The sequence below is a fragment of the Methylophilus medardicus genome, from assembly GCF_006363955.1.
Taxonomy (GTDB): Bacteria; Pseudomonadota; Gammaproteobacteria; order Burkholderiales; family Methylophilaceae; genus Methylophilus; species Methylophilus medardensis.
On the sequence record NZ_CP040948.1, the window covers coordinates 2,165,111 to 2,188,873 of the forward strand.

At 51.2% G+C, this 23,763-nt stretch carries 24 protein-coding genes; 12 read left to right on the top strand and 12 right to left on the bottom strand.

Annotated elements, in window-relative coordinates; translation table 11 throughout:
• Positions 1-14 precede the first annotated feature (14 nt).
• On the top strand, positions 15-1,241 hold the full coding sequence (gene argJ / locus FIT99_RS10255; protein ID WP_140004192.1) for a bifunctional glutamate N-acetyltransferase/amino-acid acetyltransferase ArgJ: 1,227 nt from the start codon (positions 15-17) through the stop codon (positions 1,239-1,241).
• Between the two features lie 120 nt (positions 1,242-1,361).
• Here argJ and arfB read toward each other — a convergent pair whose 3' ends face one another.
• Together arfB and FIT99_RS10265 are read right to left on the bottom strand one after the other, a co-directional pair.
• On the bottom strand, positions 1,362-1,763 hold the full coding sequence (gene arfB, locus FIT99_RS10260) for an alternative ribosome rescue aminoacyl-tRNA hydrolase ArfB (RefSeq protein WP_140004193.1): 402 nt from the start codon (positions 1,761-1,763) through the stop codon (positions 1,362-1,364).
• A gap of 2 nt (positions 1,764-1,765) precedes the next feature.
• Complete coding sequence (locus FIT99_RS10265) at positions 1,766-3,712, bottom strand: ATP-dependent DNA helicase (protein WP_140004194.1); 1,947 nt, start codon at positions 3,710-3,712, stop codon at positions 1,766-1,768.
• A gap of 185 nt (positions 3,713-3,897) precedes the next feature.
• Between FIT99_RS10265 and FIT99_RS10270 the strand changes: the two genes are divergently transcribed.
• A complete protein-coding gene (locus tag FIT99_RS10270) occupies positions 3,898-4,452 on the top strand; it encodes a C40 family peptidase (protein ID WP_140004195.1) in 555 nt (184 codons plus the stop codon).
• 20 nt (positions 4,453-4,472) lie between these two features.
• Here FIT99_RS10270 and FIT99_RS10275 read toward each other — a convergent pair whose 3' ends face one another.
• Positions 4,473-4,769, bottom strand: coding sequence for a SelT/SelW/SelH family protein (locus tag FIT99_RS10275; RefSeq protein WP_140004196.1), 297 nt, complete (start codon positions 4,767-4,769; stop codon positions 4,473-4,475).
• 171 nt (positions 4,770-4,940) lie between these two features.
• On the opposite strand from FIT99_RS10275, the gene FIT99_RS10280 reads away from it, so the two are divergent.
• The 3 genes from FIT99_RS10280 to FIT99_RS10290 all read left to right on the top strand — a co-directional run bounded on the left by FIT99_RS10280 (position 4,941) and on the right by FIT99_RS10290 (position 7,421).
• The gene (locus tag FIT99_RS10280; protein WP_140004197.1) at positions 4,941-6,368 is read left to right on the top strand and encodes a S41 family peptidase; all 1,428 of its coding nucleotides are present in this window, start codon (positions 4,941-4,943) and stop codon (positions 6,366-6,368) included.
• A gap of 62 nt (positions 6,369-6,430) precedes the next feature.
• Positions 6,431-7,075, top strand: a complete 645-nt coding sequence (gene coq7, locus FIT99_RS10285; RefSeq protein ID WP_140004198.1) for a 2-polyprenyl-3-methyl-6-methoxy-1,4-benzoquinone monooxygenase — start codon at positions 6,431-6,433, stop codon at positions 7,073-7,075.
• Between the two features lie 25 nt (positions 7,076-7,100).
• Positions 7,101-7,421 (top strand): DUF2322 family protein, encoded by a 321-nt coding sequence (locus FIT99_RS10290; RefSeq protein ID WP_140004199.1) that lies wholly within the window; start codon positions 7,101-7,103, stop codon positions 7,419-7,421.
• 72 nt (positions 7,422-7,493) lie between these two features.
• Here the strand turns inward: FIT99_RS10290 and FIT99_RS10295 are convergent, their stop codons facing one another.
• From FIT99_RS10295 to bioA, 5 genes are all read right to left on the bottom strand, one after another.
• Positions 7,494-7,898, bottom strand: coding sequence for a VOC family protein (locus FIT99_RS10295; protein ID WP_140004200.1), 405 nt, complete (start codon positions 7,896-7,898; stop codon positions 7,494-7,496).
• Positions 7,899-7,923: 25 nt separating this feature from the next.
• Positions 7,924-8,349: an OsmC family protein gene (locus FIT99_RS10300; RefSeq protein ID WP_140004201.1), complete on the bottom strand. Its 426-nt coding sequence runs from the start codon at positions 8,347-8,349 to the stop codon at positions 7,924-7,926.
• A gap of 50 nt (positions 8,350-8,399) precedes the next feature.
• Positions 8,400-8,825, bottom strand: a complete 426-nt coding sequence (locus tag FIT99_RS10305; RefSeq protein ID WP_223261322.1) for an FKBP-type peptidyl-prolyl cis-trans isomerase — start codon at positions 8,823-8,825, stop codon at positions 8,400-8,402.
• A gap of 102 nt (positions 8,826-8,927) precedes the next feature.
• Entirely contained in the window at positions 8,928-10,337 is a 1,410-nt protein-coding gene (dacB, locus tag FIT99_RS10310) for a D-alanyl-D-alanine carboxypeptidase/D-alanyl-D-alanine endopeptidase (protein ID WP_140004202.1), read from the bottom strand.
• Positions 10,338-11,654 carry an adenosylmethionine--8-amino-7-oxononanoate transaminase gene (gene bioA / locus FIT99_RS10315; protein ID WP_140004740.1) on the bottom strand — a complete coding sequence of 439 codons (1,317 nt, stop codon included), beginning with the start codon at positions 11,652-11,654 and terminating at the stop codon, positions 10,338-10,340.
• Positions 11,655-11,747: 93 nt separating this feature from the next.
• Between bioA and FIT99_RS10320 the strand changes: the two genes are divergently transcribed.
• From FIT99_RS10320 to FIT99_RS10340, 5 genes are all read left to right on the top strand, one after another.
• Positions 11,748-13,682 carry a peptidase U32 family protein gene (locus FIT99_RS10320; RefSeq protein ID WP_140004203.1) on the top strand — a complete coding sequence of 645 codons (1,935 nt, stop codon included), beginning with the start codon at positions 11,748-11,750 and terminating at the stop codon, positions 13,680-13,682.
• Between the two features lie 24 nt (positions 13,683-13,706).
• Positions 13,707-14,342, top strand: coding sequence for a YchE family NAAT transporter (locus tag FIT99_RS10325; RefSeq protein WP_140004204.1), 636 nt, complete (start codon positions 13,707-13,709; stop codon positions 14,340-14,342).
• 122 nt (positions 14,343-14,464) lie between these two features.
• Positions 14,465-14,959 carry an NUDIX hydrolase gene (locus FIT99_RS10330; RefSeq protein ID WP_140004205.1) on the top strand — a complete coding sequence of 165 codons (495 nt, stop codon included), beginning with the start codon at positions 14,465-14,467 and terminating at the stop codon, positions 14,957-14,959.
• On the top strand, positions 14,956-16,050 hold the full coding sequence (gene mnmA, locus FIT99_RS10335) for a tRNA 2-thiouridine(34) synthase MnmA (RefSeq protein WP_140004206.1): 1,095 nt from the start codon (positions 14,956-14,958) through the stop codon (positions 16,048-16,050). The genes FIT99_RS10330 and mnmA overlap by 4 nt, the downstream gene beginning before the upstream one ends.
• Before the next feature lie 79 nt (positions 16,051-16,129).
• The gene (locus FIT99_RS10340) at positions 16,130-16,459 is read left to right on the top strand and encodes a hypothetical protein (protein ID WP_140004207.1); all 330 of its coding nucleotides are present in this window, start codon (positions 16,130-16,132) and stop codon (positions 16,457-16,459) included.
• 9 nt (positions 16,460-16,468) lie between these two features.
• Here the strand turns inward: FIT99_RS10340 and FIT99_RS10345 are convergent, their stop codons facing one another.
• From FIT99_RS10345 to FIT99_RS10360, 4 genes are all read right to left on the bottom strand, one after another.
• The gene (locus FIT99_RS10345; RefSeq protein WP_223261184.1) at positions 16,469-18,793 is read right to left on the bottom strand and encodes a TonB-dependent receptor domain-containing protein; all 2,325 of its coding nucleotides are present in this window, start codon (positions 18,791-18,793) and stop codon (positions 16,469-16,471) included.
• A gap of 82 nt (positions 18,794-18,875) precedes the next feature.
• Complete coding sequence (locus FIT99_RS10350) at positions 18,876-19,535, bottom strand: PEP-CTERM sorting domain-containing protein (protein ID WP_223261185.1); 660 nt, start codon at positions 19,533-19,535, stop codon at positions 18,876-18,878.
• Positions 19,536-19,687: 152 nt separating this feature from the next.
• Complete coding sequence (locus tag FIT99_RS10355) at positions 19,688-19,876, bottom strand: hypothetical protein (protein ID WP_140004208.1); 189 nt, start codon at positions 19,874-19,876, stop codon at positions 19,688-19,690.
• Between the two features lie 246 nt (positions 19,877-20,122).
• A complete protein-coding gene (locus tag FIT99_RS10360; protein WP_140004209.1) occupies positions 20,123-20,746 on the bottom strand; it encodes a glutathione S-transferase family protein in 624 nt (207 codons plus the stop codon).
• A gap of 174 nt (positions 20,747-20,920) precedes the next feature.
• Between FIT99_RS10360 and nadC the strand changes: the two genes are divergently transcribed.
• Positions 20,921-21,793 (top strand): carboxylating nicotinate-nucleotide diphosphorylase, encoded by an 873-nt coding sequence (gene nadC / locus FIT99_RS10365; protein ID WP_140004210.1) that lies wholly within the window; start codon positions 20,921-20,923, stop codon positions 21,791-21,793.
• 165 nt (positions 21,794-21,958) lie between these two features.
• Positions 21,959-23,749 carry a GspE/PulE family protein gene (locus FIT99_RS10370; RefSeq protein WP_189524744.1) on the top strand — a complete coding sequence of 597 codons (1,791 nt, stop codon included), beginning with the start codon at positions 21,959-21,961 and terminating at the stop codon, positions 23,747-23,749.
• Positions 23,750-23,763 lie beyond the last annotated feature (14 nt).

Genomic DNA, 23,763 nt, shown 5'->3' on the forward strand with positions numbered 1-23,763 from the left:
CTGAAGGAAAACGAATGCCCGTCAAACTTTCTGCTCCTGCTGCTAGCGCCCTGTTGCCCGTCAAAGGGGTACAACTAGGCTTTGCCCAAGCACATATTCGCAAACCAAACCGTAAAGATGTGCTGGTCATCACCGTGCCGGAAAACAGCAGCGTGTCTGGCGTGTTTACACTTAATCGCTTCTGTGCGGCGCCCGTGACCGTGTGTAAAGCACATCTAAAGCAACAGCAAGGCATCCGCGCATTGCTGGTGAACACGGGCTGCGCCAACGCGGGCACTGGCCAACAAGGCTTAGACGACGCGCTCGCCACCTGCATCGGGGTCGCGCAAGCGCTTAATATCAGCCCCGAGCAAGTGCTGCCGTTTTCGACCGGGGTGATCCTTGAGTCGTTGCCGATGGACAGATTGTTGGCAGGCATTGCACCAGCGGTGGCTAATTTGAAAGAAGATAATTGGCTAAACGCAGCCGAGGCGATCATGACGACGGACATCGTCGCCAAAGGCACTTCACGCCAGCTGACCATCGATGGCCAATCCGTGACCATCACAGGCATCAGCAAGGGCTCTGGCATGATTCACCCGAACATGGCCACCATGTTGGGCTACATCGCGACTGACGCCGCCATTAGCCAAGCGGCACTGGATCGCATCATCCAGCACGCAGTCAACAAGTCATTTAACTGCATCACGGTGGATGGCGACACCAGCACCAATGACAGCCTGATTTTGATGGCGACAGGTCAAGCTGGCAATGCCGTGATAGAGGAAGACAGCGCCGAATTTGTCCGCCTTCAGGAAGCGTTGACGGCGGTTGCGGTCGAGCTGGCGCAAGCGATTGTGCGCGATGGCGAAGGCGCCACCAAATTCATGACGATTCAGGTTGAAGCTGGGCAAAGTGAAGAAGAATGTCGCAAAGTCGCCTATGCGATTGCGCACTCGCCGCTGATTAAAACGGCATTTTTTGCCTCAGACCCAAATCTCGGGCGCATTCTGGCGGCGATTGGCTATGCGGGCATTGAAGACTTAAACGTCAACACCATGCAATTATACTTGGGTGACGTGCTGGTGGCTGAAAAAGGCGGCCGTGCCGCGAGCTACCTTGAAGCTCAAGGTGCCGCAGTGATGCAAGAAAGTGACATTCTGGTACGTGTCGTACTGAATCGAGGGGCTGCCAATGCGACGGTATGGACCTGTGATTTCTCTTATGATTATGTGAAAATTAACGCAGATTACCGCTCGTAAGCGCTGCGCCTAGGCTTGCATTTGCACCTGCGTGTATCTTAAAAGCCACGTCAACTTTCGCAGGTTGCCGTGGCTTTTTTATTGCCAAGCAGGTTGAATAAATGCGTCAACAACCGTTATTTAAAGATCCTCTACCACCTTGCCGCGCCCCTGTTTGACTGCGCCGCGTTGCATCTTTCCAGCCACTCTGCGTTTTTTAGAGGCCAACGTTGGCCTGGTGGCATAACGCACCGCATGCACATGGCTTGCCGCATGCACAGTCTCATGTAAACGTGCAACGGCATCACGCTTATTCGCCTCTTGCGTGCGATATTGCTGCGCCTTAATCACCAACACCCCTTCTGCAGTGATGCGTTGATCTCTGCTTTGTAACAAGCGCGCCTTGATCACTGCACTCAAGCTGGAAGCTTGAATATCAAAGCGAAGATGAATGGCAGACGAGACTTTATTGACGTTTTGGCCGCCCGCCCCTTGCGCGCGAATGGCAGTCAGGGTGTATTCGTGCGACGGAATAGCTTGCATGGCTAAGCAACGCTATTAATGAGCGCAAAAAAGTCTTCGACTTCTTGCTGTACGCGCGTGCGCCTAAACGGCGGCAAACTTTGCCAGATGCGCCGGCCGTAGGGTTTTTCTACCAAGCGTGGATCGCAAATCATCAGCACGCCCAGATCCTGCTCATCCCGAATTAACCTGCCAGCCCCTTGCTTGAGCGTGATGACCGCATAAGGCAGTTGATATTCCATAAAAGCATTCTTGCCTTCGGCATTCATTTTTTCGATTCTGGCCGAGAGTACCGGGTCGTCTGGCGGTGCAAATGGCAGTTTGTCGATAATTACACACGACAAGGCCTCACCGCGCACATCCACGCCCTCCCAAAAGCTTTGCGAGCCGACCAATACAGCGTTGCCATGGGCACGAAAGCGATCCAGCAACTCAGTGCGGTTACTCTCGCCTTGCATGAGCAATGGATAATCTAAGCCTTGCGTTTCGAAAGCTTGCTTGAGTAGCGCATGCACTTCACGCATGGCCTTTAACGAGGTACACAACACAAAGGCACGGCCTCGGCTGGCTTGCAACACGGGCAAGCTCATGGCTGCGACTGCTGCGGTGTAGGCGATGCTGTTGGGTTCAGGCATGCCAGTGGGCACATACAACAACGCCTGCTGGCCATAATCAAAAGGACTTTGCCAATGCTTGGTCTGCGCCGCCAGCAAGCCCATTTGGCCTTGATAATGGCTAAAATCACTTTTTACAGCCAACGTGGCAGACGTGAAAATCCAAGCGCGCGGCTGCGCATTGAGTTGCTTGCCAAACCCATCGGCGACACTCAGTGGTGTCGCATGCAATTGCACACTTTGGCTAAACACCTCTACCCAGCGGACCAGATTGGCATGATTTCCTTTTAACCATGCCTCCAGCAAAGCCAGTAGCGCTTCGCCGCGCTGCCAACATTTCTCCAACAGGGGATCACGTCCGGCTTGCGTTTCAAGCACAGCGGTCAGCGCAGCCAATGATTGCAGCAAACTTTGATACGCTTCATCAAATTTTTTTAACGTCTGTGCTTTTTGCACGGGCATGCGCGCGCCCTCAAACTGGAACACCAGCCTGAAATCGCGGCAGGCTTTTTCTAGCGGCGGCACCGCCTCACTGAGCGCTACGCAGTCTTTGGCCAGGGTGAGATAAGCCATTTGACTATCACGCGCTAAATCCATTAATTGCGAAGTTGAAATATCCTCGCCAAAAAACAAGCCCGCCACTTCTGGCAGTTGATGTGCCTCATCAAAGACCACGGTATTGGCACTGGGCAACAACTCAGCAACGCCTTCGTCCCGCAGCATCACATCGGCAAAAAACAAATGGTGGTTCACCACCACGACGTCAGCAGCTAAGGCTTGCTTGCGCGCCTCCATCACAAAACATTGTTTGTAAAACTGACAATCCTGGCCGACACAATTGTCGCGGGTGGAGGTGACTTGCTGCCACACCGTAGCTTGTTCGGGCACCTCAACCAACTCAGCTTTATCACCGCTGGTGCTATGTTCGGCAAAGCTCTGCAACAAGGGGATATATTGCGCGTCCTCCCGCGATTGAAAACGGCCCTCTTGACTCGCTCGTTGCAGGTGGTAATGGCAAATGTAATTGGCGCGGCCTTTGAGCATCGCGACGGTGACAGGCACTTTGAGGGCTTCGCGCACGGCAGGCAGGTCGCGTTGATACAACTGATCTTGCAAGGTTTTGGTGCCAGTTGAAATAATGACTTTGCCGCCCGACAGCAACGCTGGCACCAGATAAGCATAAGTTTTGCCTGTGCCTGTGCCCGCTTCCGCCACCAATTGCTGTTGTTGCTCGATCGCTTCGGCAATGGCCTGTGCCATCTCTTGTTGCTGGGGACGGCTGCGAAAATCAGGCATCGCCTGGGCCAAAGACCCGTGCTCTGAAAACGCGGCACTGACTTGTTGCTGTAAAGACATAGTCTAATTATCCCACGAGCTCGGCCAATCTAGACACGCATTTTTGTGAAAATAGCGTCATTCACGCTGACGACTCAGGCAGAAAAACCCCTAAAAACTTGCGCCGACAGGCAAAGTATGGCAAGGTTTGGCCTGTAGCGATTTCTGTTCCACCTCAAACCCTAAACTTTAAACCCTTGATTGTGATGAATAAATCATTTATTCGGCTGGCGGCATTATTGGTCAGCGTACTGTTATGCCAATGCAAAAGCGTCGCCGCACCGGGCGATGATAAGCGCTGGCAAAACGCGTACAACTATTCACAAGAGCAGGTGATTGAAAGCCAAGCTGGCGTGGCGGGCAGCTGGTCAGATAAAGTGGAAGAAATCATGATCCGCGCGCTGAGTTTGACCGGTGTTGATTACAAATATGGCGGTCGCAGCCCAGAAACTGGCTTTGATTGCAGCGGTTTCGTGCAATATGTGTTTAAACAAGCCGCGCAAATTTCTTTACCACCCTCCGCGCGCACCATCAGCGAATTGGGCAACGCCGTCAAACGCGAAGAATTACAGCCCGGTGATCTGGTGTTTTTTAATACCTTAAAATCCGCCTTCTCGCATGTGGGCATTTACGTCGGCAATAATCAGTTTATTCATGCCCCCCGCGCCGGTGCTAAAGTGCGCGTCGAAAACATGGACGAGCGCTACTGGAGCGCTCGCTACAATGGCGCCAAACGACTAGAAGTTGAAGCCTCTAAATAAGGTGATCTCACCATATAGTGTTAATCGCTGTGCCCTTTGACTGGCGAATCACTGTGCCCCAAAGACCGCGCTGGGTCGATCAAATCGCGGATCAACTGCTTCAACTCTTTCGCCTCGGGAAAACGCCCAGCCGCTTTGCGTGAAAAAATCAGCTCTCCATCACAGCGCACCTCCAAAATACCGCCAGTTCCGGGCACCAGATTCACAGAGGCCAAATCCGTGTCAAACGTCGTCAATAATTCTTGTGCCAGCCAGGCGGCGCGTAATAGCCAACGACACTGTGTACAAAACTCAATTTCTACGATAGGCTTTTGCATGTTTCACTTTAAATAATATTTGCGTGAAGAGTATAGTCAATTTTATTGAAATAGCGGAAAATGAACTTAAATGCGTTCTTTCCACTCTCTGCAAACAGGTTGTTTTCGCAGATGCAACTTGATTCTTAATAAAGTAATATTCTCCGCTCAATTGATCACACAAGGCATGGTATGCGTTCCAAATTAGAAAAATTCGGCTTGCTTGGTGCAGGCGCGTTCGTAGGCATCTTGGTCAGTATCAACATCTCTGCCTGGGCAGATAGAACATCCATGTCGCAACTGCCAATTGACGAGTTGCGCGTCTTTGCTGAGGTTTTTGCCAAAGTTAAGTCCGACTACGTTGAACCAGTGGAAGACAAAAAGCTGATTAACGAAGCCTTGTCAGGTATGTTGCAAGGCTTAGATCCGCATTCCACGTTCATGGATGCCGATGCTTACAAAGAGCTGCAAGCCGGTACGCAAGGTGAGTTTGGTGGCTTAGGCATTGAAGTCGCTATGGAAGACGGATTGGTAAAAGTTGTCACGCCGATTGAAGATAGCCCTGCTTACAAAGCGGGCCTGAAATCTGGTGACCTGATCATGAAGTTAGACGACACACAAGTGCGAGGCCTAACCCTGAACGACGCCGTGAAGCGTATGCGCGGCACACCTGATACAAAAATCGTGCTCACAGTGATCCGTAAAGGCGAAGATAAACCTTTGACGTTTACCCTGATGCGCGCGGTGATCAAATCACAAAGCGTCAAAAACAAATGGATTGAGCAAGGCTACGGCTATGTGCGCATCACGCAGTTCCAAGACCGCACTGGTGAAGATTTAGCCAAAGCGCTCAAGAGCCTTCAAGTTGAAAACAAAACACCATTGAAGGGTTTAGTGCTTGATTTACGTAACAATCCAGGTGGTTTATTAGATGCAGCGGTTGGCGTGTCTGCCGCGTTCCTGCCAAAAGATGACTTGGTGGTTTACACCGAGGGTCGCGTGGTGGATTCAAAAATGCGTTTGAACGCAACACCAATGGACTATGCACGTCGCGGCAAATCGGACTACTTAAAAGACTTGCCTGAAGAATTCAAGTCTGTGCCAATCGTGGTGCTGATCAACGCAGGCTCTGCCTCCGCATCTGAGATTGTCGCCGGCGCTCTGCAGGATCACAAACGCGCCACCATCATGGGCATCCAGAGTTTTGGTAAGGGCTCAGTGCAAACGATCTTGCCAATGAATAATGGCAGCGCGATTAAACTGACTACGGCCCGTTACTTCACGCCGAATGGTCGTTCTATTCAAGCAAAAGGCATCGTGCCGGACATCACGGTAGATGATGGCTCAGACCCAAGCCTGAGCTTGCATGAAGCAGACTTGAAGCGCCATTTGTCCAACCCGACCGATGCAAAAGGCAACGCTGACAATAAAGCGGCGGATGAAGCGAAAGCAAAAGCAGCTGCTGAAAAACTGAAAGAAGAGAAGCATGCTGAAACACGTGGCCCAATTGAGCCTGCCAGCAAAGATGATTTTCAGTTCACGCAAGCCATGAACTTGTTAAAAGGGTTGCCAGTGCAAAAAACGCAAGAACCCGCCAAAGTAAGTACCGCTAAACCATAAAGGCTTAACCTGCTTGCCGGCAAAAGGCTGGGCAAGCAGGTGTTACTTACCCGGAGCGAAGCATGTTGACATTACCACCACTCAGTTTGGATAAAGCGATTGCCGTGCTAGACATGGGGCTACGGACAGTGTTCAGCAGCGCTGTTGCCAGTCGGCCTTACCCAGTATCAGAGATGACGAGTGATAGCACATTGACGGACCGCGAGCGTAAGCATGCGGCGGCACTCATGCGGGTGAATCATGTTGGTGAAGTTTGTGCGCAGGCCTTATACAGTGGTCAAGCATTGGTCTCGCGTGATCCCGCGAATGTGGAAGCCCTCAAACAGGCCTCACACGACGAGGTGGATCATTTGGCTTGGTGTGAGCAGCGTATCAACGAATTGGGTGGCCGTAAGAGCCTGTTGAATCCGCTCTGGTTCGGTGCAAGCTTTGGGTTGGGTGTGGCTGCCGGCTTATTGGGTGACAAATGGAATCTTGGTTTTTTAGCCGAAACCGAACATCAAGTCTCGGCACATTTACAAAGCCATTTGCAAGCATTGCCCGCGCAGGACCATATGTCGCGCACGATTGTGTCACAAATGAAAATTGACGAACAACAGCACGCAAAAACCGCTGAACAGCTAGGTGGCGCCGTGTTACCCGCCCCGGTAAAACGCGTGATGAAACTGGCTTCAACCGTGATGACACGCACCGCGTATCATTTGTAAGATTTGTAGTAACCTAGAGTCAACCATGCAAAAATTTAGTGACAACCTTCTCACACTGGACAGTGCCGATCATGTTAAGCGCATTGAACTGTATGATGAAAACAATCAACCTGCCGGGGTCCTTGAGAACAAACCAGGTACGCAAGGCTCCATCAAGGTATATCATCACTTGTTTAAAGTGTTTGGTGAGCTCAATACTGATGCTGCAGTCGAGGGCTTGGCACTGTATGCTGAGCACACTGATGATGCGGAAGATCATCCGGGCAAACACCCTAATATTGATCGCTTGCTGACGGTGCTGGACAAGGATCAAACGCTAACTATCAAACTGATTACCAACGAATAATTCTCGCAGAGTAGTGATAAAAAAGCCTCCAATCATTGGAGGCTTTTTTGTTGTGCCTAAGCAGCAGCGACGTTATGCAGCTGCCATGTGACGGACAATCGGCGGATGATAAATAAACTCCAGCAAGTGCCCCACACTATCCAGGCAATAAAATCCGCGTGAGCCATCGCGGTGGGTTTTTGGCGCTTCTGTGATGCGCACGTCATTCGCCACCATATGGCTGTACCAGTCATCAACAGCCGACGCATCGGTTAACACAAAGCCAATATGGTCCAAGCGCTGCAATGGGTCCGCCTTGTAAGCGACGCGATGCAAAGCAAACACATCGCCATGATTGGTTAAATAGACGTTGTCAGGATCCGGCTGCCACTCTATGTGCATGCCAACGATACGCGTATAAAAGTCGACGGCGGTTTCAAGCTCATTGATAAACAACGCCACATGACGAATGCCTATCATGCCTTTGGGAATACTCATGCGATCCTTTCGCTACTAAATAAGGTTAATCAAAACTCGGGGCTTTGATTTCGAAGCCGTGGGTAATCTCGCAAGCCTTTTGCAGCATAATGCTTGCCGAGCAATATTTTTCAGCAGATAGTTTGACGGCTCGCTCCACCTGGGTCGCATTCAGGCCCTCACCGGTCACCACAAAATGCACATGAATCTTGGTGAACACTTTTGGCACGCTGTCTGCGCGTTCTGCATGAATCTCCGCCACACAATCGACAATTGGCTGGCGGGATTTTTTAAGGATGGTCACCACATCGAATGAGGTGCACGCCCCCATGCCAATGAGTAACATTTCCATTGGGCGCATACCGATATTGCGGCCGCCATTTTCAGGGGCGCCGTCTAATACAACCGCGTGTCCCGTCTCTGACTCACCGACAAAACTCACACCATCAACCCACTTCACTTTCACTTGCATCGTGACACCCTATGACTGATTAAAATAAGCACAGACTCAACAAAAGACGCTTATTTGACCCCTAACAATTCCACATCAAACACCAGCGCAGCATTGGGTGGAATCACGCCACCGGCACCACGCGCGCCATACCCCATGTCAGAAGGAATAATTAGGGTACGCTTGCCACCCACTTTCATCCCTTGCACGCCAACATCCCAGCCCTCAATCACTTGGCTACCACCCAAAAAGAAATTAAAGGGTGCGTTCCGATCCAGACTACTGTCAAACTTTTTGCCTTTGTGATCTTCTTTGCTGGCATCATACAACCAGCCGGTGTAGTGCACCGTCACGTTAAAGCCAACCTCGGCTTCGCGGCCCTCACCCACCAGGGTATCTATTTTTTGTAGTGCATTGACGTTGGCAGACATTTGGATCGCTTCCTTGTTTGTTGCAGAATTGGATTGCGCTTGGCAACCCGTGATGCTCAGCAGCATCAGGCTGAGACCGATCAATTGAACCTTAGATTTCACTTATTTGCTCCCATAAGACGACCATTATTTTACGCGTTTTTGCTAAGAAAATATCACACGCGCCTGCTACTGACTTTCAATCACCTGCTTGAGTAAGGCATCCTGCACCTGGCGTATCGCGGCAGATTGGGGATGATTGACCATCATCACCAGCACATAACGCTTGCCCGCCTGATCTTGCACATAGCCGGCTAAACTACTCACGCCATCGAGCGAACCGGTTTTGAGATAAGCCATGCCTTGACTCGCGCCATCAGCAAGACGCTTTTTCAGCGTGCCATCCATGCCCAATATCGGTAGTGATGCCATCAACACTGGCATCACTGGGCGGTGATACGCTGTGACGAGCAACTGCGCTAAATGTTCCGCACTGATGCGCTCTAGGCGGGACAAGCCGGCGCCATTCTCCAATGCCAACTCAGGGAACTGCAGGCCTCGTTGATGTAATACTTGCTTGAGGGCCAGCGCGGCGGCCGCTTCATCGACTGGACGCACACCTGCCTCCCACCCGATCGTCAGCATCAGTTGGCGCGCCATGACATTATTGCTCCACTTATTGATATCGCGCACCACGCTGTCAAGCGGCGGAGATAACCAGCTGGTTAATAAAGTCGCGCCATCCGGGGTGGGTGCGAGTAACAATTGGCCATTAAACTGCCCACCAAGCTGCGCCCACAGTTTTTTAAACGTAAAAAACACGTATTGGCTATCACTGAGCACACTGAGCTCCAGATACCGCACATCACACTGCTCAGGCAAGCTGCCACTAAACACCACGGTGACGCCCTCTGCTTGTGGCGTCACACTATATTGCAAGTCACTGCGCCAATCATGACAGGCGCCTTTGCGTACTCGCATGTTGTTGATCAGATGAATTTGCGCCAATTCGAATTCTGGTGTGATCTGCACGCTCGGCTTGGCCGTTGCATGGCTGATCGCAAAACGAAAACTCGTGTGACGTCCATTGAGCAGTAAAGCACTCGGATTGGCGTTATAGGCACGCCAAGGCTCATCATCCAATACGGGGCGCTGACTGACTTCAGGCGTATACATCGATAAATCCAACTGTAGATTGCCTTTGATCTGGCGGACACCCTGCTGCTGTAGTTGTTGCAATAAACGCCAAAACTCCGCCACATTCAGGGCAGGGTCTCCACCGCCTTTGATGATTAAATCGCCATCGAGCACGCCCTGATTCAGCGACCCATTTCGATAGAGGTCTGTTGTCCAGCGATAGGCAGGGGTCAATGCCTCAAGCGCGGCATAGGTGGTCACTAACTTCATGACGCTTGCTGGATTCATGGCTTTGCCGGCATTGTGGCTGATACGCGGCGGATTGCCGTCCAGCGGTTGCAACACAATAGCAACGCTATCCGCGGGCAGCTGCGCTTTGGCTAGGGCCTCTTGCAGACTAGGCGGCAATGCAGCCTGCGCCTGCATCACCCACGCAACAAAAATAGCGAGCATCCAGCGCATTTAGAGGCTCTCTGCCACGGCAGCGCGCGTCGCATGCACCAAATGTTCGATGGCTTGCGCGTCTAAGCAATAGGGCGGCATCCAGTAAACCGTATTGCCGATTGGGCGCAATAACAATCCCTGTTTTAGGGCAGCAGCGTAACAAGCGCGCGCGAAATGCGGCTTGGTGGTGATGACGTCAAACGCCAAAATCATGCCGCGCTGACGTAGATGTTGCATCGGCAAATCGTACCCCTGCACCGCGGCCATCAATTGTTGGGCTACCTGCTGGTTGGCCCCCAGCACATCTGAGTTTTCAAACAACTGCAATGTTGCCAGCGCAGCACTACATGCCAATGGGTTGCCGGTGTAGCTGTGGCTGTGTAAAAAGCCTTTTACGGTATGATCGTGGTAAAACGCCTGATAAACCGCATCAGTGGTCAGCACGACAGACAAGGGCAAATAACCGCCGGTAATGCCTTTTGATAAGCAAATAAAATCAGCAATTTCACTCACTTGGCCTGCGGCCTGTTCACAAGCAAACATGGTTCCGGTGCGGCCAAAACCCACCGCGATCTCATCGGCGATGACATGCACCTGGTAGCGATGGCAAATCTCACGCGCACGCTGCAAATAGATCGGATGATACATGGCCATGCCCGCCGCCCCTTGCACCATGGGCTCAATAATCAACGCAGCCAGTGTTTCGTGATGCGCTGCGACATAGGTTTCGAGCGCCGCAGCACAACGTATCGCAAACGCTTCCTCTGATTCACCTGCCTCAGCCAAACGGCTATCTGGGCTGGGCATTTGCGATGACTGCAAAATTAAGGGCGCATAAGTGTCTTTAAACACCGCCACATCTGTCACACTCAGCGCACCCAAGGTTTCGCCGTGATAACTATTTTGCAGGCTAATAAATTTGGTTTTATTGGCTTGTCCAAGATTGCGCCAGTAATGAAAACTCATTTTCAGCGCAATCTCGGTGGCGCTGGCGCCGTCTGAGCCATAAAAGGCATGCCCCAGACCGGTCAAGGCAGCTAACTTTTCTGATAGCGCCACCACTGGCAAATGGGTAAAACCAGCAAGCATGACATGCTCCAACTGGTCTAACTGTGCCTTGATGGCATTTTTAATGTCAGGCTGATTGTGCCCAAACAGGTTCACCCACCAGCTGCTGACAGCATCTAGATAGGCTTTGCCCTCGGTGTCATACAACCATGCGCCCTCCCCGCGCGCAATCGGCACCAACGGGAACTGTTCATGATGTTTCATCTGTGTGCATGGGTGCCACACGCTACGCAAACTGCGCTGCAATAAATCCTGATTTCCACTCATGGCGAGATTGTACGATGTTTCCAAGCGCAATCGGCATGCTTCGTTTAAAATAGCGCCTTAAATCAAGTTGTTACAACGAATATAGATTCTGGCATGCAAAAAACCCGCAAACACCTCGAACTGCTCGCTCCGGCCAAAAATGCCGACTTTGGCATTGAAGCCATTCATCACGGTGCCGACGCCGTTTACATCGGCGGTCCGGCTTTTGGCGCGCGAGCCAAAGCGCCCAACACCGTGCAGGATATCGCCCGCTTGGTGCAACATGCGCATCGTTTCCATGCCGAGGTGTTTGTTGCACTCAATACCATTTTTCATGACAACGAACTCGAAGGCGTGCGCCAACTGGTGCACCAGTTATACGACTGCGGTGTCGATGCCCTGATTGTGCAAGACATGGGCTTGCTGGCGCTCGATTTGCCTCCGATCCAGCTGCACGCCAGCACGCAAACTGACATCCGTACCGTCGAAAAAGCACAGTTTCTAGATCAAGTCGGCTTTAGTCAACTCGTGTTAGCGCGTGAGCTCGACATTGCCACCGTGAAAAAAATTGCCGACGCCACCAGCGCCAATTTGGAATATTTTATTCACGGCGCACTCTGCGTCGCTTTTAGCGGCCAATGTTTTATTAGCCACGCCCACACCGGCCGCAGTGCTAACCGCGGTGAATGCTCACAAGAATGCCGCCTGCCCTACACACTTGAGGACCAAAAAGGACGCATTCTCGGCAAAGACAAACATTATTTATCCATGAAAGATAACGATCAAAGTGCCAATCTTCGCGCCCTGATTGCTGCCGGTGTCAGCAGTTTTAAAATCGAGGGCCGCTACAAAGATCTGCCTTACGTTAAAAATGCCACCGCGCATTACCGTCAGTTGCTAGATGAAATATTGGAAGAGATGCCTGAATACAGCAAATCTTCTGACGGCGATGCGAGCTATACGTTTAGCCCGCAGCCAGAAAAAACCTTTAATCGCAGCGCGACTGACTATTTCGCCAATGGCCGTCAGGCCGACATTGGTGCATTTGATACACCAAAATTCTCTGGCGAAGCATTGGGCACCGTGCGTAAAGTCGGCAAAGACTTTATTGATGTGACCACCGAAGTCGTCTTACATAACGGCGATGGTGTCTGTTATTTTGACGTACACAAATCGCTGGTCGGCTTGCGCGTGAACACCGTGCAAACACTCGATCAGCACACACAACGCTTGTTTCCCAATGAAATGCCGGCGGATATTCGCAACAACACGCAACTGTATCGCAACCGCGACCACGGGTTCATGCGGCTACTTGAAAAACCATCCGCTTCACGCAAGATCGCCATCGATGTAGCACTTTATGAAACGCACGATGGTTTTGCGTTGACACTCACCGATACGCGAGGGCTGAGCGCCACCGCGCAATGCCAGGCGGACAAACAAGCTGCCGTCGATGCCATCAAAGCAGAAAATGCGCTCAGGGAACACTTGGCCAAACTAGGCAACACCGACTTTGTGGCGAATGAAGTCAGCTTACAACTGACCCAATGGTGGTTTTTGCCGGCATCGCTGGTCAATCAATTACGTCGCGATGCGGTTGAACAACTCGTTGCAATCCGAGCAATGGCCTACGAGCGCCCGCCCCTCAGAGCCGCGGTGGAGCCGCCAGCGCTTTACCCGCAAGACAGTCTGAGTTACTTGGCCAACGTCTACAACCACAAGGCACGCGCGTTTTACCACAAACATGGCGTCAAGCTGATTGAGAGCGCCTATGAGGCCAATGAAACTCTGGACGAGGTCCCGGTCATGATCACCAAACACTGCCTGCGCTTTAGCCATGGGCTGTGCCCGAAAGAAGCCAAAGGGGTGATTGGTGTGCAAGGCACTGTCACCGCTGAACCAATGACATTGATCAGCGGCAATGATAGATACACTTTGAAATTTGATTGTAAACCGTGCGAGATGCACGTGATGGGCAAAGTACGCAAACACATCCTGCAAATTGCTCCTCCGCAAGCGATTACTTTTTTTGATAAACGCCCGGCCTAAGGCCATTGATAAAATGGACCAGCCATGACTGAATACGCCTATCTGCTTAAAGTGGCCATTGCCTTGATCGCTATTGTTAACCCCATCGGCAGTTTGCCGATTTTTATTAGCGCGACCAGCGGCTGGAGCAAAGCAGAGCGTGCACGCACAGCACGGACAGTCGCCATTACCGTCATGATTGTGCTGTGCGTCTCGGCTTTTTTTGGCGAGCTAATTCTGGATTTTTTTGGCATTACGATCCCCTCGTTTCAAGTGGGTGGTGGTATTTTACTATTGCTGATTTCGATTTCGATGATGCATGGCAAACAAAGTGCTACGCGTCAAACGGCCGAAGAAGCGCAAGATCTGGCGGAGCGCGAAGTGATTGCCATTGTGCCGCTCAGCATCCCCTTGCTGGCCGGGCCGGGCGCCATCTCCAGCATGATCTTGACCGCGCAGCAGCATCCCGGGCTGTGGGGCCATCTCAGCTTGATGCTACCCATTGCGGTCATCGCTCTGTTTATTTGGGGCTTGTTACTGTTGGCCGATGGCATTACCCATTATCTAGGCAAAATCGGCATTAATATCGTGACACGCTTGATGGGTTTGATTTTGGCGGCGATGTCAGTAGAGTTTATTGCACATGGCTTGACGGGCTTGTTTCCGCAATTAGCGGGATAAACCCGAGGCACACCGGCGCGCGCAAATCAAATAACCGTCCCCGCAATCAATCACTTAACGGTAAAATAATGTTTCTAACGAAACCAACGCCTCACGAAACCAACGCATAAAGAAACCAGCGCATGTTGAATTCCACTGATTCAAAATCCTCCAAATCGGCCTTGCAATGGAAACCGAACGTCACGGTCGCGGCGATTATCGAGCACGCGGGTAAGTTTTTATTGGTCGAAGAGATTACCGAGCGTGGTCATCGTTTTAATCAGCCTGCGGGCCACCTCGAAGAGCATGAAACCATCATTGCAGCCGCGATTCGTGAGACGCTAGAAGAAACGGCTTATGATTTCACGCCTGAGGCGATCGTCGGCATTTACCACTGGCAACATCCTCTCAATGGGATTACCTATCTACGCTTTGCTTTCAGCGGCACGTTGGGCAAGCATTACCCTGAGCAAGCGTTGGATGACGGTATCATTCGCACCGTTTGGAAAACAGAAACTGAAATTGCCGCAGAAGGCGCTTCCATGCGCAGTCCGCAAGTATTGCTCTGCGTTCAGGATTACCTAGCAGGCAAGCGCTATCCTTTAGACATTTTGAAGCATTTGGGCCAAGCACTATGAGTAAACCACACGTAATCGTCGGCCTCTCCGGCGGTGTTGATTCTTCTGTGACCGCCTTGTTATTAAAGCAACAAGGTTATCAAGTCACCGGCTTGTTTATGAAAAACTGGGAAGACGACGATACCGATGAGTATTGCTCCTCGCGACAGGATTTGATTGATGCGGTGTCAGCCGCAGACAAAATTGGCATCGATATCGAGACGGTGAATTTTAGTGCCGAGTATAAAGAACGCGTGTTCGCTAACTTTTTGCAGGAGTATCAAGCCGGTCGCACGCCCAACCCAGATATTCTCTGCAATGCCGAAATTAAATTTAAAGCGTTTTTAGACCATGCCATGGGCATGGGTGCCGACTTGATCGCCACTGGCCATTATGCACAAGTACGTGAAAACCCCATTCAGCCGGGCCAGTTTCAATTGCTGAAAGCCGATGATGGCAGCAAAGACCAAAGCTACTTTTTGTCGCGGCTGAATCAGGCACAGCTCTCCAAAACCTTATTCCCTTTGGGCAAACATCTCAAACGAGAAGTACGCGAGATCGCCCGCGAACACGGTCTGGCCAATGCAGAGAAAAAAGACTCTACCGGCATTTGCTTTATCGGCGAACGCCCGTTTCAGGAGTTTTTACAACGCTACTTGCCTCGTCACCCTGGGGTGATGCGCACGCCAGAAGGCAAAGTGGTCGGTGAGCATGAAGGCTTGATGTATTACACCATTGGGCAGCGGCAAGGGCTCAAAATTGGTGGCAGCCGCGACAGCAATGGTGAGCCGTGGTTTGTGGCGGCTAAACACATGGCAGAAAACGCCTTGATCGTGGTTCAAGGCCACGATCACCCCTTGTTGCAAAGCGATGGACTGACCGCAGGCCAACTCCACTGGATTAGCGGTGAACAACCCGAGACCAACTGGGTATATGCGGCGAAAACGCGGTATCGTCAACCAGATGCGCCATGCGAAGTGGATGCAGTCGATGCCGAACAAGCCACCATTCGCTTCGGCCAACACCAGTGGGCCATTACGCCCGGGCAAAGTGTGGTGGTTTACGAAAGCAATGTTTGCCTTGGTGGTGGCATTATTACTGCAGCCCTTTAACCCACCCCAAGGCATGGTTATTGCTTGAGCTTGCAAGATAAAATGAAAATCAACGCCAAGTGACGAGGAATGACAACGAATGGCTTATATTTTAAAAAATAAAGCAGGTGAAATTATTGCGGCGAGTCCAGACACGCAAGTCGCTGCGGATTGGCAAGCAGTAGATAACACCGATATGGAATATTTAAGCTTTTTGGATGATGAATTAAAAAAACACCACACTTTCCGTGAGAGCGACATTCAATTGGCGCGTGTGCTCGAAGACTTGATCAGCATTTTGATTGACCGCAGTCTGATCAGCTTTACGGATTTCCCTAGCCCGGCGCAAAAACGCCTCAATGAACGCCAAAGCCTGCGTCATAAAAACAATCTTCAGCTCCTGGGCGATGATGATATTTCGCCGCTGTAGGTTCACCCGCTAATAGGTCATTTCGACCAAAAACTTAAGGTTACGCCCAGGCCCATACATTCCCAAGCCACCCATGCTGCCATCGAGACGATAGCGTTCGTTTTTCAGGTTCTCGCCAATCAGCCGCAGGGTCAAATGTTCGTTCACGTTTAAACGGATACCTGCATTCCACATCTCATAACCCGCCTGCTGGCCAAACACATAGCGACTGCTATCTGTGCCATCACCACTAAGCAAAATGTCGCGCGCAGATACTTTTCTGTAGGTCATATTCAAGTCGAGCTGTTTATTCAACGCGACACCAAGATTAATATTCAATGCATTGCCCGGCGCAGTGAAAAGTGGTGCAAATGTCTGACCATTAAATATTTCACCACGGATGCGAGCGTATCCGCTACGCAGATACCAGCCGTGGTATTGCAAAAAACTTTCTACCTCCACGCCATTTCGACGCTCCCAGCCATTCTGGCTAATTGTGCCATCGACCTCCTCGCGCAAGGAAATCAACAACTGTGAGGTATGGGTATGGTAGACATTGAGTTTTCCCGAGAACCAAACATCTGTATTCAATAAGTGTGGCGTTTGGTAACTCACACCCAGCTCTGTCGTCTCTGACCGTTGCGGTTGATACAAATCACCACAGATGCGTGAATCGGGGCCATTTATCGGCATCAATTGGGCCCGGCAACGGCTAAACGGCCCTTGCGTAAAGTATTCATCGATCAGTGGTGGACGAAACCCTTGTCCATAATTGCTGTAAACCGTCAGCTTGTCCGGCTGATTTTTCGCCAACACATCATAGGCAAGCCCTAAGCTCCAAGTCTCTTCTTTAAATTTGATGGTATTGGCTTGATCATATGGTTGCAGCAAAGCCAGCGTGCCCCCCGCTGCCTCGACCTGATACCGGTCTTGTCGATAGCCGGGCGTCAGCGTGAATTGGCCCATTTGCAAAGTGGGCTGCACATACAGCGCCTCAAATGACTTTCGCCCCGGCGGGGCTGACGCATTGAACCCATCGGGATAGGTTGACTGCATCGTGGTACTGCGATTCTGATACACCCTTGTAATGGCACGCTCACTGGCGTTGTACTGAAAACCGGCTAACAACGATAGATGCAACCAGCCACTCTCTTTTAGCACCGCTAAGTTACTGATATCCACTGTTTGCGTTTTGTATTGATAAGTATCCGTTAAATCGCCCCGACAAAAGGTCGTATTGGATGGGTCTGGCAGATACAGTAAACCCTGACATTGCGTTTGCTTGGGATTGAAGGTTGAACCCATCTCTTGGCTGATCACGTCTTGCAGATGCGTGTGCCCGGCGCCGACGGTAGCCTTGACATGCACCAGCGGACTCTGCGGATCATACTGAACCGTTTCAGACCAGGTCAGATCATCGACTGATCGAATGACATTGCCAAAAAATCCCGGTTGGCCGCCGGTGGCATCATAAGGTTGCAATCCAGTGTCATCAAACTTGACGATAGACGTCACCAGTTGCAAGTCTTCCGTCGGAAAAACACTCACCTTTAACAAATGAGAAATCGACGCAATGGCAGAATTGGTCAGCTTGGTGCCATCCCCCAAGGTCATATCGTTTGACTGGCGATTACTGTAGTTATACAGAATATCTATCCGCTCTTCCGGACGCGCAAAGAGTAAATAAGAACGCGTATATTCGTCATTGTTGTTGCCATAGCCAAATTTCAACTTAGCCCCGTAGTGTTGGCCAGGCTTTAAAAAGTCTTCAGCATTTTTGGTGGTTGCATTGACAGTTCCGCCCAGCGAACCGGAGCCACTGGTGATTTGCGGACCGCGTTGGACTTCAATGCTTTTAAGCAACTCGGGCTCAATAAATGTGCCTCCCATCCGGTACTTTTCAAAGCCCTTGGGCACGCCATCAACCTTCACCATGACATCCTCGTTATCGCCATAGCCGCGAATATTAAATGTCATACCGCTGGGACGTGGTCCGCCGTTAATGGACACGCCGGGGACCGACCTAATCGCGTCAAAAATATGGCTAGGTTGTAAGCGCTGCAATTGCTCGCTCGTGATGGTAGTGATCGGCAATGTGGGGTGAATGCCGGGCGTTGGGGCATCTATTTTTCGATCAGTGACCGTCACTTCCGGCAAGGTATCCACTGCGTCGGTCGCCTCAGACGCTGGTTTGTCAGTGATTTCATCCATCGAGGCCGCCTCTGCATGCGCCCATGGCGCAGCACTTAAGCAATACCACGTGGTAAGCAAGATAGGCAAAGCACGTAGCAGTTGCATCACGGATCGCGGGGAGGGGTCAGCACAGGTCATGTTGTAGACGTGTTTAATCTTCATCAGGTGGGAAACAAAGGGGCTCTTTGAGCCCCTTTGTCATGGTTGCACTACCGTAAATTAGGCCGTAAATTACGGCCGTAAATTAGGCTGGTTGTTTTGCAGCGCGACGGGAGACAAAGGCCATCAGGCCCAGACCCAGAGCCATCAGGCTGTAGGCTTCTGGCTCTGGCACCGGCGTTACCGTCGGTACAGCCACTGCCGCCAAGGCGACTTGATCCAAACTCATGTGTGCAGCAGGAGAGGTAAAGTTAAAGGTATAAAGCGCAGCCGCACTGACATTGCTCCATTTCCAATATAACTCTTGTTCGGCGGTCGCACCGCCCATCACCACCCCTTGGTCTTCGTTAAATTGCAACACCGAGGCGGCGGAAACACCGTTCAATGTCGCTGTAGAACTGCTGAGCGTACCGACCGTCGCAATACGTAAGTACACATCGAACAAACCACTGTTTTGGCCGCTGAGGGTGGCTGTAAGTGCTGCGGGACCAGCGAAACTATAGATATTGCCACCGCCAGTGAGAAAAGAGCCTCCCGAGGTTTCTGTCACAGAAGCGCTCGTCCCAGCGGTCACCGCCACATCAGGTGTGGTGTCGTTGGTGCTGTTAAAAATATTCCATTCGGCGTAGCTCACTGGTGTCTCGCTGCCCCATGGATTGGCTGTGTTCCAAACCGCCTGTGTGGCAAATGCAGAGCCGCTAAAAGCCATGCCTAAACTAAGTGCCAATACTGAAACTTTCATCATTTAAAACTCCTCAACAAGCGCGTGTTCCCCTTCCTCGCAAAGGCCACTGCGCCATTTCTAGAATAAGTCTCACGGACCCACACCGTTGAGTGTTTCAATCCCCATGTAGCCGTGCACATGGTTAAAAAAATATGTAAATGAATAGCTGCCGCTTATTTGCTGCTGGCCGGCTCAAAGTCAACCACAAATCGATATTGCTTGCCGCAATCAATAATGACTTCTTTTTGTCCGCGTTTCAGCAAGCGAATATCGACCTTGATGCTGCCAAAACCATCATGCGCAATCAGCTCATCGAGTAAGTCGAGTAATCTTTTTTTGACCGGCGTATTCACTGCGTGCATAGCATCTATTTATCTTGGTTTGCTTATTTTTTAAATGATAACAATTATCATTTACTTTATCAACAAAAACATTGATCCGCCTACAAGCACGGACTAACAGGGCGCACAGCGATGAGAAATAAGGCGCAGAGATGCATGAGCAACACTCAGCGGTGCGGCTTAGCGCGGGTGATCAGGCTATAGGACAAGAAAAAATAAGAGTAACAGCATGCACGCATTGACTGCGTGCACTGTCATTGGGGGAGGTTATGGCTGTGGCATGGTTTGTTTAAAGCTAGGACGCTTGACCAGCACGCCGTAGTGTTTGGCAAGATTAGGAAACTTCTCCTGCCAGTATTTGCCATCCCATTGCATACTTTTAAAACGCAAATCGAAATAGCCGAGCGCAGTGCCTAACGCGATATCGGCCAGACTGAAGGTTTCATTCACGCACCACTTCTTTTTCAGTAGGTCATCATCCAACGCGGTTAATCCCGCCGTTACTTTGGCAAACTGCTTGTCTATCCAGCCGGCAGATTGTTGGGCCTCTGGCTTGCGCTGTTCAAGCATCACGGCGACGGCAGCATCACATACCCCATCGGCAAGCGCTTCCCAACGCCTCACCTTGATTTTGGCAGAGTGGTCTTGTGGAATCAGGTGCGCGACCGGTGTGCGATGGTCGAGATATTCGACAATGACGCGTGAATCATAGAGCGCATCGCCATCATCGAGCACCAGCACGGGCACTTTGCCTAAGGGGTTGTGCTGACCGACCGGACAATCAGGTGAAGATAACACCACTTCATTGAGGGTCAGATCCACATGTTTTTCGATAGCGACAATACGCACCTTGCGTGCGTAGGGACTGTTTACCGTGTATAAAAGCTGCATAGTGTGGTCTGAGCCAGAAGTTGAATACTTTAAATATAAAAAAATCCCACAACAGCGCGCTTAACAAAAACGCTGATCTTAAAAAACACTTGTCTTGGGATGCATTTATTATAATAGCTTTTGGCATGGGCTTAGACTGCTGCATGCATATTTTTTAACCTTGCTGACGACCACATGACCACATCGACGCTTTACCAACGCTTACCCGACTACCTTACCCAGTCTATGATTGCTGAGCAAGTGCGCGCTGCACTTGCAGAAGACGTGGGAGACGGCGACCTGACTGCAGCACTGATCCCCGCTGGCACGCAGGCGACAGCGACCATTATTAGCCGAGAAGCTGCCGTGGTTTGTGGCTGCGCTTGGCTAGAACAATGCTTTAAGCAATTGCAGCCTGCGATTGCACTGTGTTGGCATGTGAGCGATGGCGATCAAGTGCAAGCGAACCAGACACTGGTGACCATTCAGGGCGAAGCGCGCGCCATGCTCAGTGCCGAACGGCCAGCACTCAACTTCTTGCAGACATTGTCTGGGGTCGCTAGCCATACCCGCCGCTATGTAGACGCCATTGCGGGCTTACCGACGCAGATTCTCGATACGCGAAAAACCATCCCCGGCTTACGTCTGGCACAAAAATATGCCGTACTTGCTGGCGGCGGCGCCAATCAGCGCTTGGCCCTCTACGATGGCATTCTGATAAAAGAAAACCATATCGCCGCCGCTGGCGCCATCTCGACCGTGTTGCAAGCAGCGCTAGCATTGCAACAAACGAACAATATTCAGATTGAAGTTGAAAGCCTAAGTGAGTTGCAAGCGGCACTGGCGGCCGGAGCGCGCAGTATTTTGCTGGATAATTTTTCGTTGGAGGATATGCGGCAAGCGGTGGTTTTAAACAACAAGCGTGCGTTGCTTGAAGCCTCTGGCAACGTCGATTTAACCACGGTGCGCGCGATTGCAGAAACCGGCGTGGACAGAATCTCGATTGGGGCACTGACCAAAAATATTCAAGCCATCGACTTAAGTATGCGGATACAGATGGCACTGTAAATGCGGAAGCAAACAAGAAGCCGGGCTTAGCAAGCCCATGGCGGTGGCATCACACCGCAACTCGCAAATCTGCGCAGGTTTTTCAGTCACAAGGGTGACCATTTATGCCACTTAGCAGTGGCATGAGTCTTGCATCATTGGGTGCTCATCCAGCCCAAATATGACATGAATAGTCCCATCCCCTTTTCACTACCTAAGACGTTAGAGAGCCTGCGTTTAGGAGACCTATTGCGCATGCTGGTCTCCGATGGACGTATTGAAAAGGCCTGGGCGGAAAAGCTGCATCAGGACCGAAAACGCGATAGCTCCAAAATCCACCCGATTGTCATCGTGGCCGAACAAAGATGGCCAGACTTATTGCATCCGTCACAATTGCTGTCAGTAGAGCAGCTGAGTCAGTTTGTTGCCAACAAAGCCAAAGTCCCTTATTACCAAATTGACCCGTTGAAGCTGGATTTCAGCGCGGCGGCACAGATTGTTTCGCAAGCCTATGCTGAGCGCTTGCGCATCATGCCGATTACGGTTAAAGATGGCGTCGCCACCGTCGCCACCGCGGATCCGTTCCATCAAGAATGGCTGCATGACTTGGAGCGTATGCTCAAGTTGCGCATTGAAGTGGTGATGGTCAACCCACTAGACCTGCAACGTTATCTGCCAGAAGTTTATCAATTATCTGCAGCCATCCAATCGGCTAATGCTGCCAAAGCCGGTCAAATTGTCGGCGTACAAAACTTTGAGCAATTAATCGAACTAGGCAAAGACCGCCAGCTCGATGCGAATGAGCAACACGTGGTCAATATTGTGGATTGGCTGTTTAAATACGCCTTTGAACAGCGCGCCAGCGATATTCACCTTGAACCGCGTCGCCACATGGGCCTAATGCGTTTTCGGATTGATGGTGTCTTGCATCAGGTGTATCAACTACCGAGCAATATCATGAATGCGATCACCAGCCGGATCAAACTGCTGGGTCGCATGGATATGGTAGAGAAACGTCGTCCGCAAGATGGCCGAGTGAAAACCGTGAGCGCAGATGGCAAGGAAATCGAATTACGCCTATCCACCATGCCGACCGCTTTTGGTGAAAAGCTGGTCATGCGGATTTTCAAACCAGATATTCTGGTGCAAGATTTTCAGCTACTGGGTTTTTCGAAACGGCAAAGTGAGCAGTGGTCTCAATGGACGCGTCAACCGAATGGCATTATTTTAGTCACCGGGCCGACCGGCTCCGGCAAGACAACCACGCTATACACCACGTTGAAACAGCTGGCGACGGATGAAGTGAATGTCTGCACGGTGGAAGACCCGATTGAAATGATAGAGCCGGCCTTTAACCAGATGCAGGTCACGCAAAACATCGGTTTGGGCTTTGCGGAAGGCATCCGCACGCTGATGCGTCAGGACCCTGACATTATCATGGTGGGGGAGATCCGCGATCAGGAGACGGCAGACATGGCCATACAAGCAGCACTTACCGGCCATCTAGTGCTCTCCACCTTGCATACTAACGACGCCCCATCCGCCGTGACCCGTTTGCTAGACTTAGGCGTCCCCGCCTACCTGATTCATTCCAGTTTGCTTGGCATCATGGCGCAACGATTAGTGCGCACACTGTGCCCACACTGCAAAACAGAGGGAGAACTCTCAGACGAAGAATGGGCCAGCGTCACCCGACCGTTTAAAGCAAAAAAACCCGCCAAAGTGATGAAAGCCGTCGGCTGTCAAGAATGCCGAAAAACGGGCTATCGCGGTCGCACCGGCATTTATGAGATGTTGACCATGACCCCGGCGTTACGTCAGCTGATTACACCGGAAACCGATGTATTGCAGCTACGGCAAGCCGCCATCCAAGCAGGCATGCAGCCCTTGATGCTCAATGGCGCTGAAAAAATAGCCGCGGGGCTCACCACGGTAGAAGAAGTGCTGAAAGTTGCGCCGCCACTAGAATTACATTAGCTGCAGGACATCCA

Bases quoted from the DNA above. Each gene is read 5' to 3' on its own strand.
- argJ (WP_140004192.1), top strand. From the start codon at position 15: ATGCCCGTCAAACTTTCTGCTCCTGCTGCTAGCGCCCTGTTGCCCGTC.
- arfB (WP_140004193.1), bottom strand. From the start codon at position 1,763: ATGCAAGCTATTCCGTCGCACGAATACACCCTGACTGCCATTCGCGCG.
- FIT99_RS10265 (WP_140004194.1), bottom strand. From the start codon at position 3,712: ATGTCTTTACAGCAACAAGTCAGTGCCGCGTTTTCAGAGCACGGGTCT.
- FIT99_RS10270 (WP_140004195.1), top strand. From the start codon at position 3,898: ATGAATAAATCATTTATTCGGCTGGCGGCATTATTGGTCAGCGTACTG.
- FIT99_RS10275 (WP_140004196.1), bottom strand. From the start codon at position 4,769: ATGCAAAAGCCTATCGTAGAAATTGAGTTTTGTACACAGTGTCGTTGG.
- FIT99_RS10280 (WP_140004197.1), top strand. From the start codon at position 4,941: ATGCGTTCCAAATTAGAAAAATTCGGCTTGCTTGGTGCAGGCGCGTTC.
- coq7 (WP_140004198.1), top strand. From the start codon at position 6,431: ATGTTGACATTACCACCACTCAGTTTGGATAAAGCGATTGCCGTGCTA.
- FIT99_RS10290 (WP_140004199.1), top strand. From the start codon at position 7,101: ATGCAAAAATTTAGTGACAACCTTCTCACACTGGACAGTGCCGATCAT.
- FIT99_RS10295 (WP_140004200.1), bottom strand. From the start codon at position 7,898: ATGAGTATTCCCAAAGGCATGATAGGCATTCGTCATGTGGCGTTGTTT.
- FIT99_RS10300 (WP_140004201.1), bottom strand. From the start codon at position 8,349: ATGCAAGTGAAAGTGAAGTGGGTTGATGGTGTGAGTTTTGTCGGTGAG.
- FIT99_RS10305 (WP_223261322.1), bottom strand. From the start codon at position 8,825: ATGCTGCTGAGCATCACGGGTTGCCAAGCGCAATCCAATTCTGCAACA.
- dacB (WP_140004202.1), bottom strand. From the start codon at position 10,337: ATGCGCTGGATGCTCGCTATTTTTGTTGCGTGGGTGATGCAGGCGCAG.
- bioA (WP_140004740.1), bottom strand. From the start codon at position 11,654: ATGAGTGGAAATCAGGATTTATTGCAGCGCAGTTTGCGTAGCGTGTGG.
- FIT99_RS10320 (WP_140004203.1), top strand. From the start codon at position 11,748: ATGCAAAAAACCCGCAAACACCTCGAACTGCTCGCTCCGGCCAAAAAT.
- FIT99_RS10325 (WP_140004204.1), top strand. From the start codon at position 13,707: ATGACTGAATACGCCTATCTGCTTAAAGTGGCCATTGCCTTGATCGCT.
- FIT99_RS10330 (WP_140004205.1), top strand. From the start codon at position 14,465: ATGTTGAATTCCACTGATTCAAAATCCTCCAAATCGGCCTTGCAATGG.
- mnmA (WP_140004206.1), top strand. From the start codon at position 14,956: ATGAGTAAACCACACGTAATCGTCGGCCTCTCCGGCGGTGTTGATTCT.
- FIT99_RS10340 (WP_140004207.1), top strand. From the start codon at position 16,130: ATGGCTTATATTTTAAAAAATAAAGCAGGTGAAATTATTGCGGCGAGT.
- FIT99_RS10345 (WP_223261184.1), bottom strand. From the start codon at position 18,793: ATGAAGATTAAACACGTCTACAACATGACCTGTGCTGACCCCTCCCCG.
- FIT99_RS10350 (WP_223261185.1), bottom strand. From the start codon at position 19,535: ATGATGAAAGTTTCAGTATTGGCACTTAGTTTAGGCATGGCTTTTAGC.
- FIT99_RS10355 (WP_140004208.1), bottom strand. From the start codon at position 19,876: ATGCACGCAGTGAATACGCCGGTCAAAAAAAGATTACTCGACTTACTC.
- FIT99_RS10360 (WP_140004209.1), bottom strand. From the start codon at position 20,746: ATGCAGCTTTTATACACGGTAAACAGTCCCTACGCACGCAAGGTGCGT.
- nadC (WP_140004210.1), top strand. From the start codon at position 20,921: ATGACCACATCGACGCTTTACCAACGCTTACCCGACTACCTTACCCAG.
- FIT99_RS10370 (WP_189524744.1), top strand. From the start codon at position 21,959: ATGAATAGTCCCATCCCCTTTTCACTACCTAAGACGTTAGAGAGCCTG.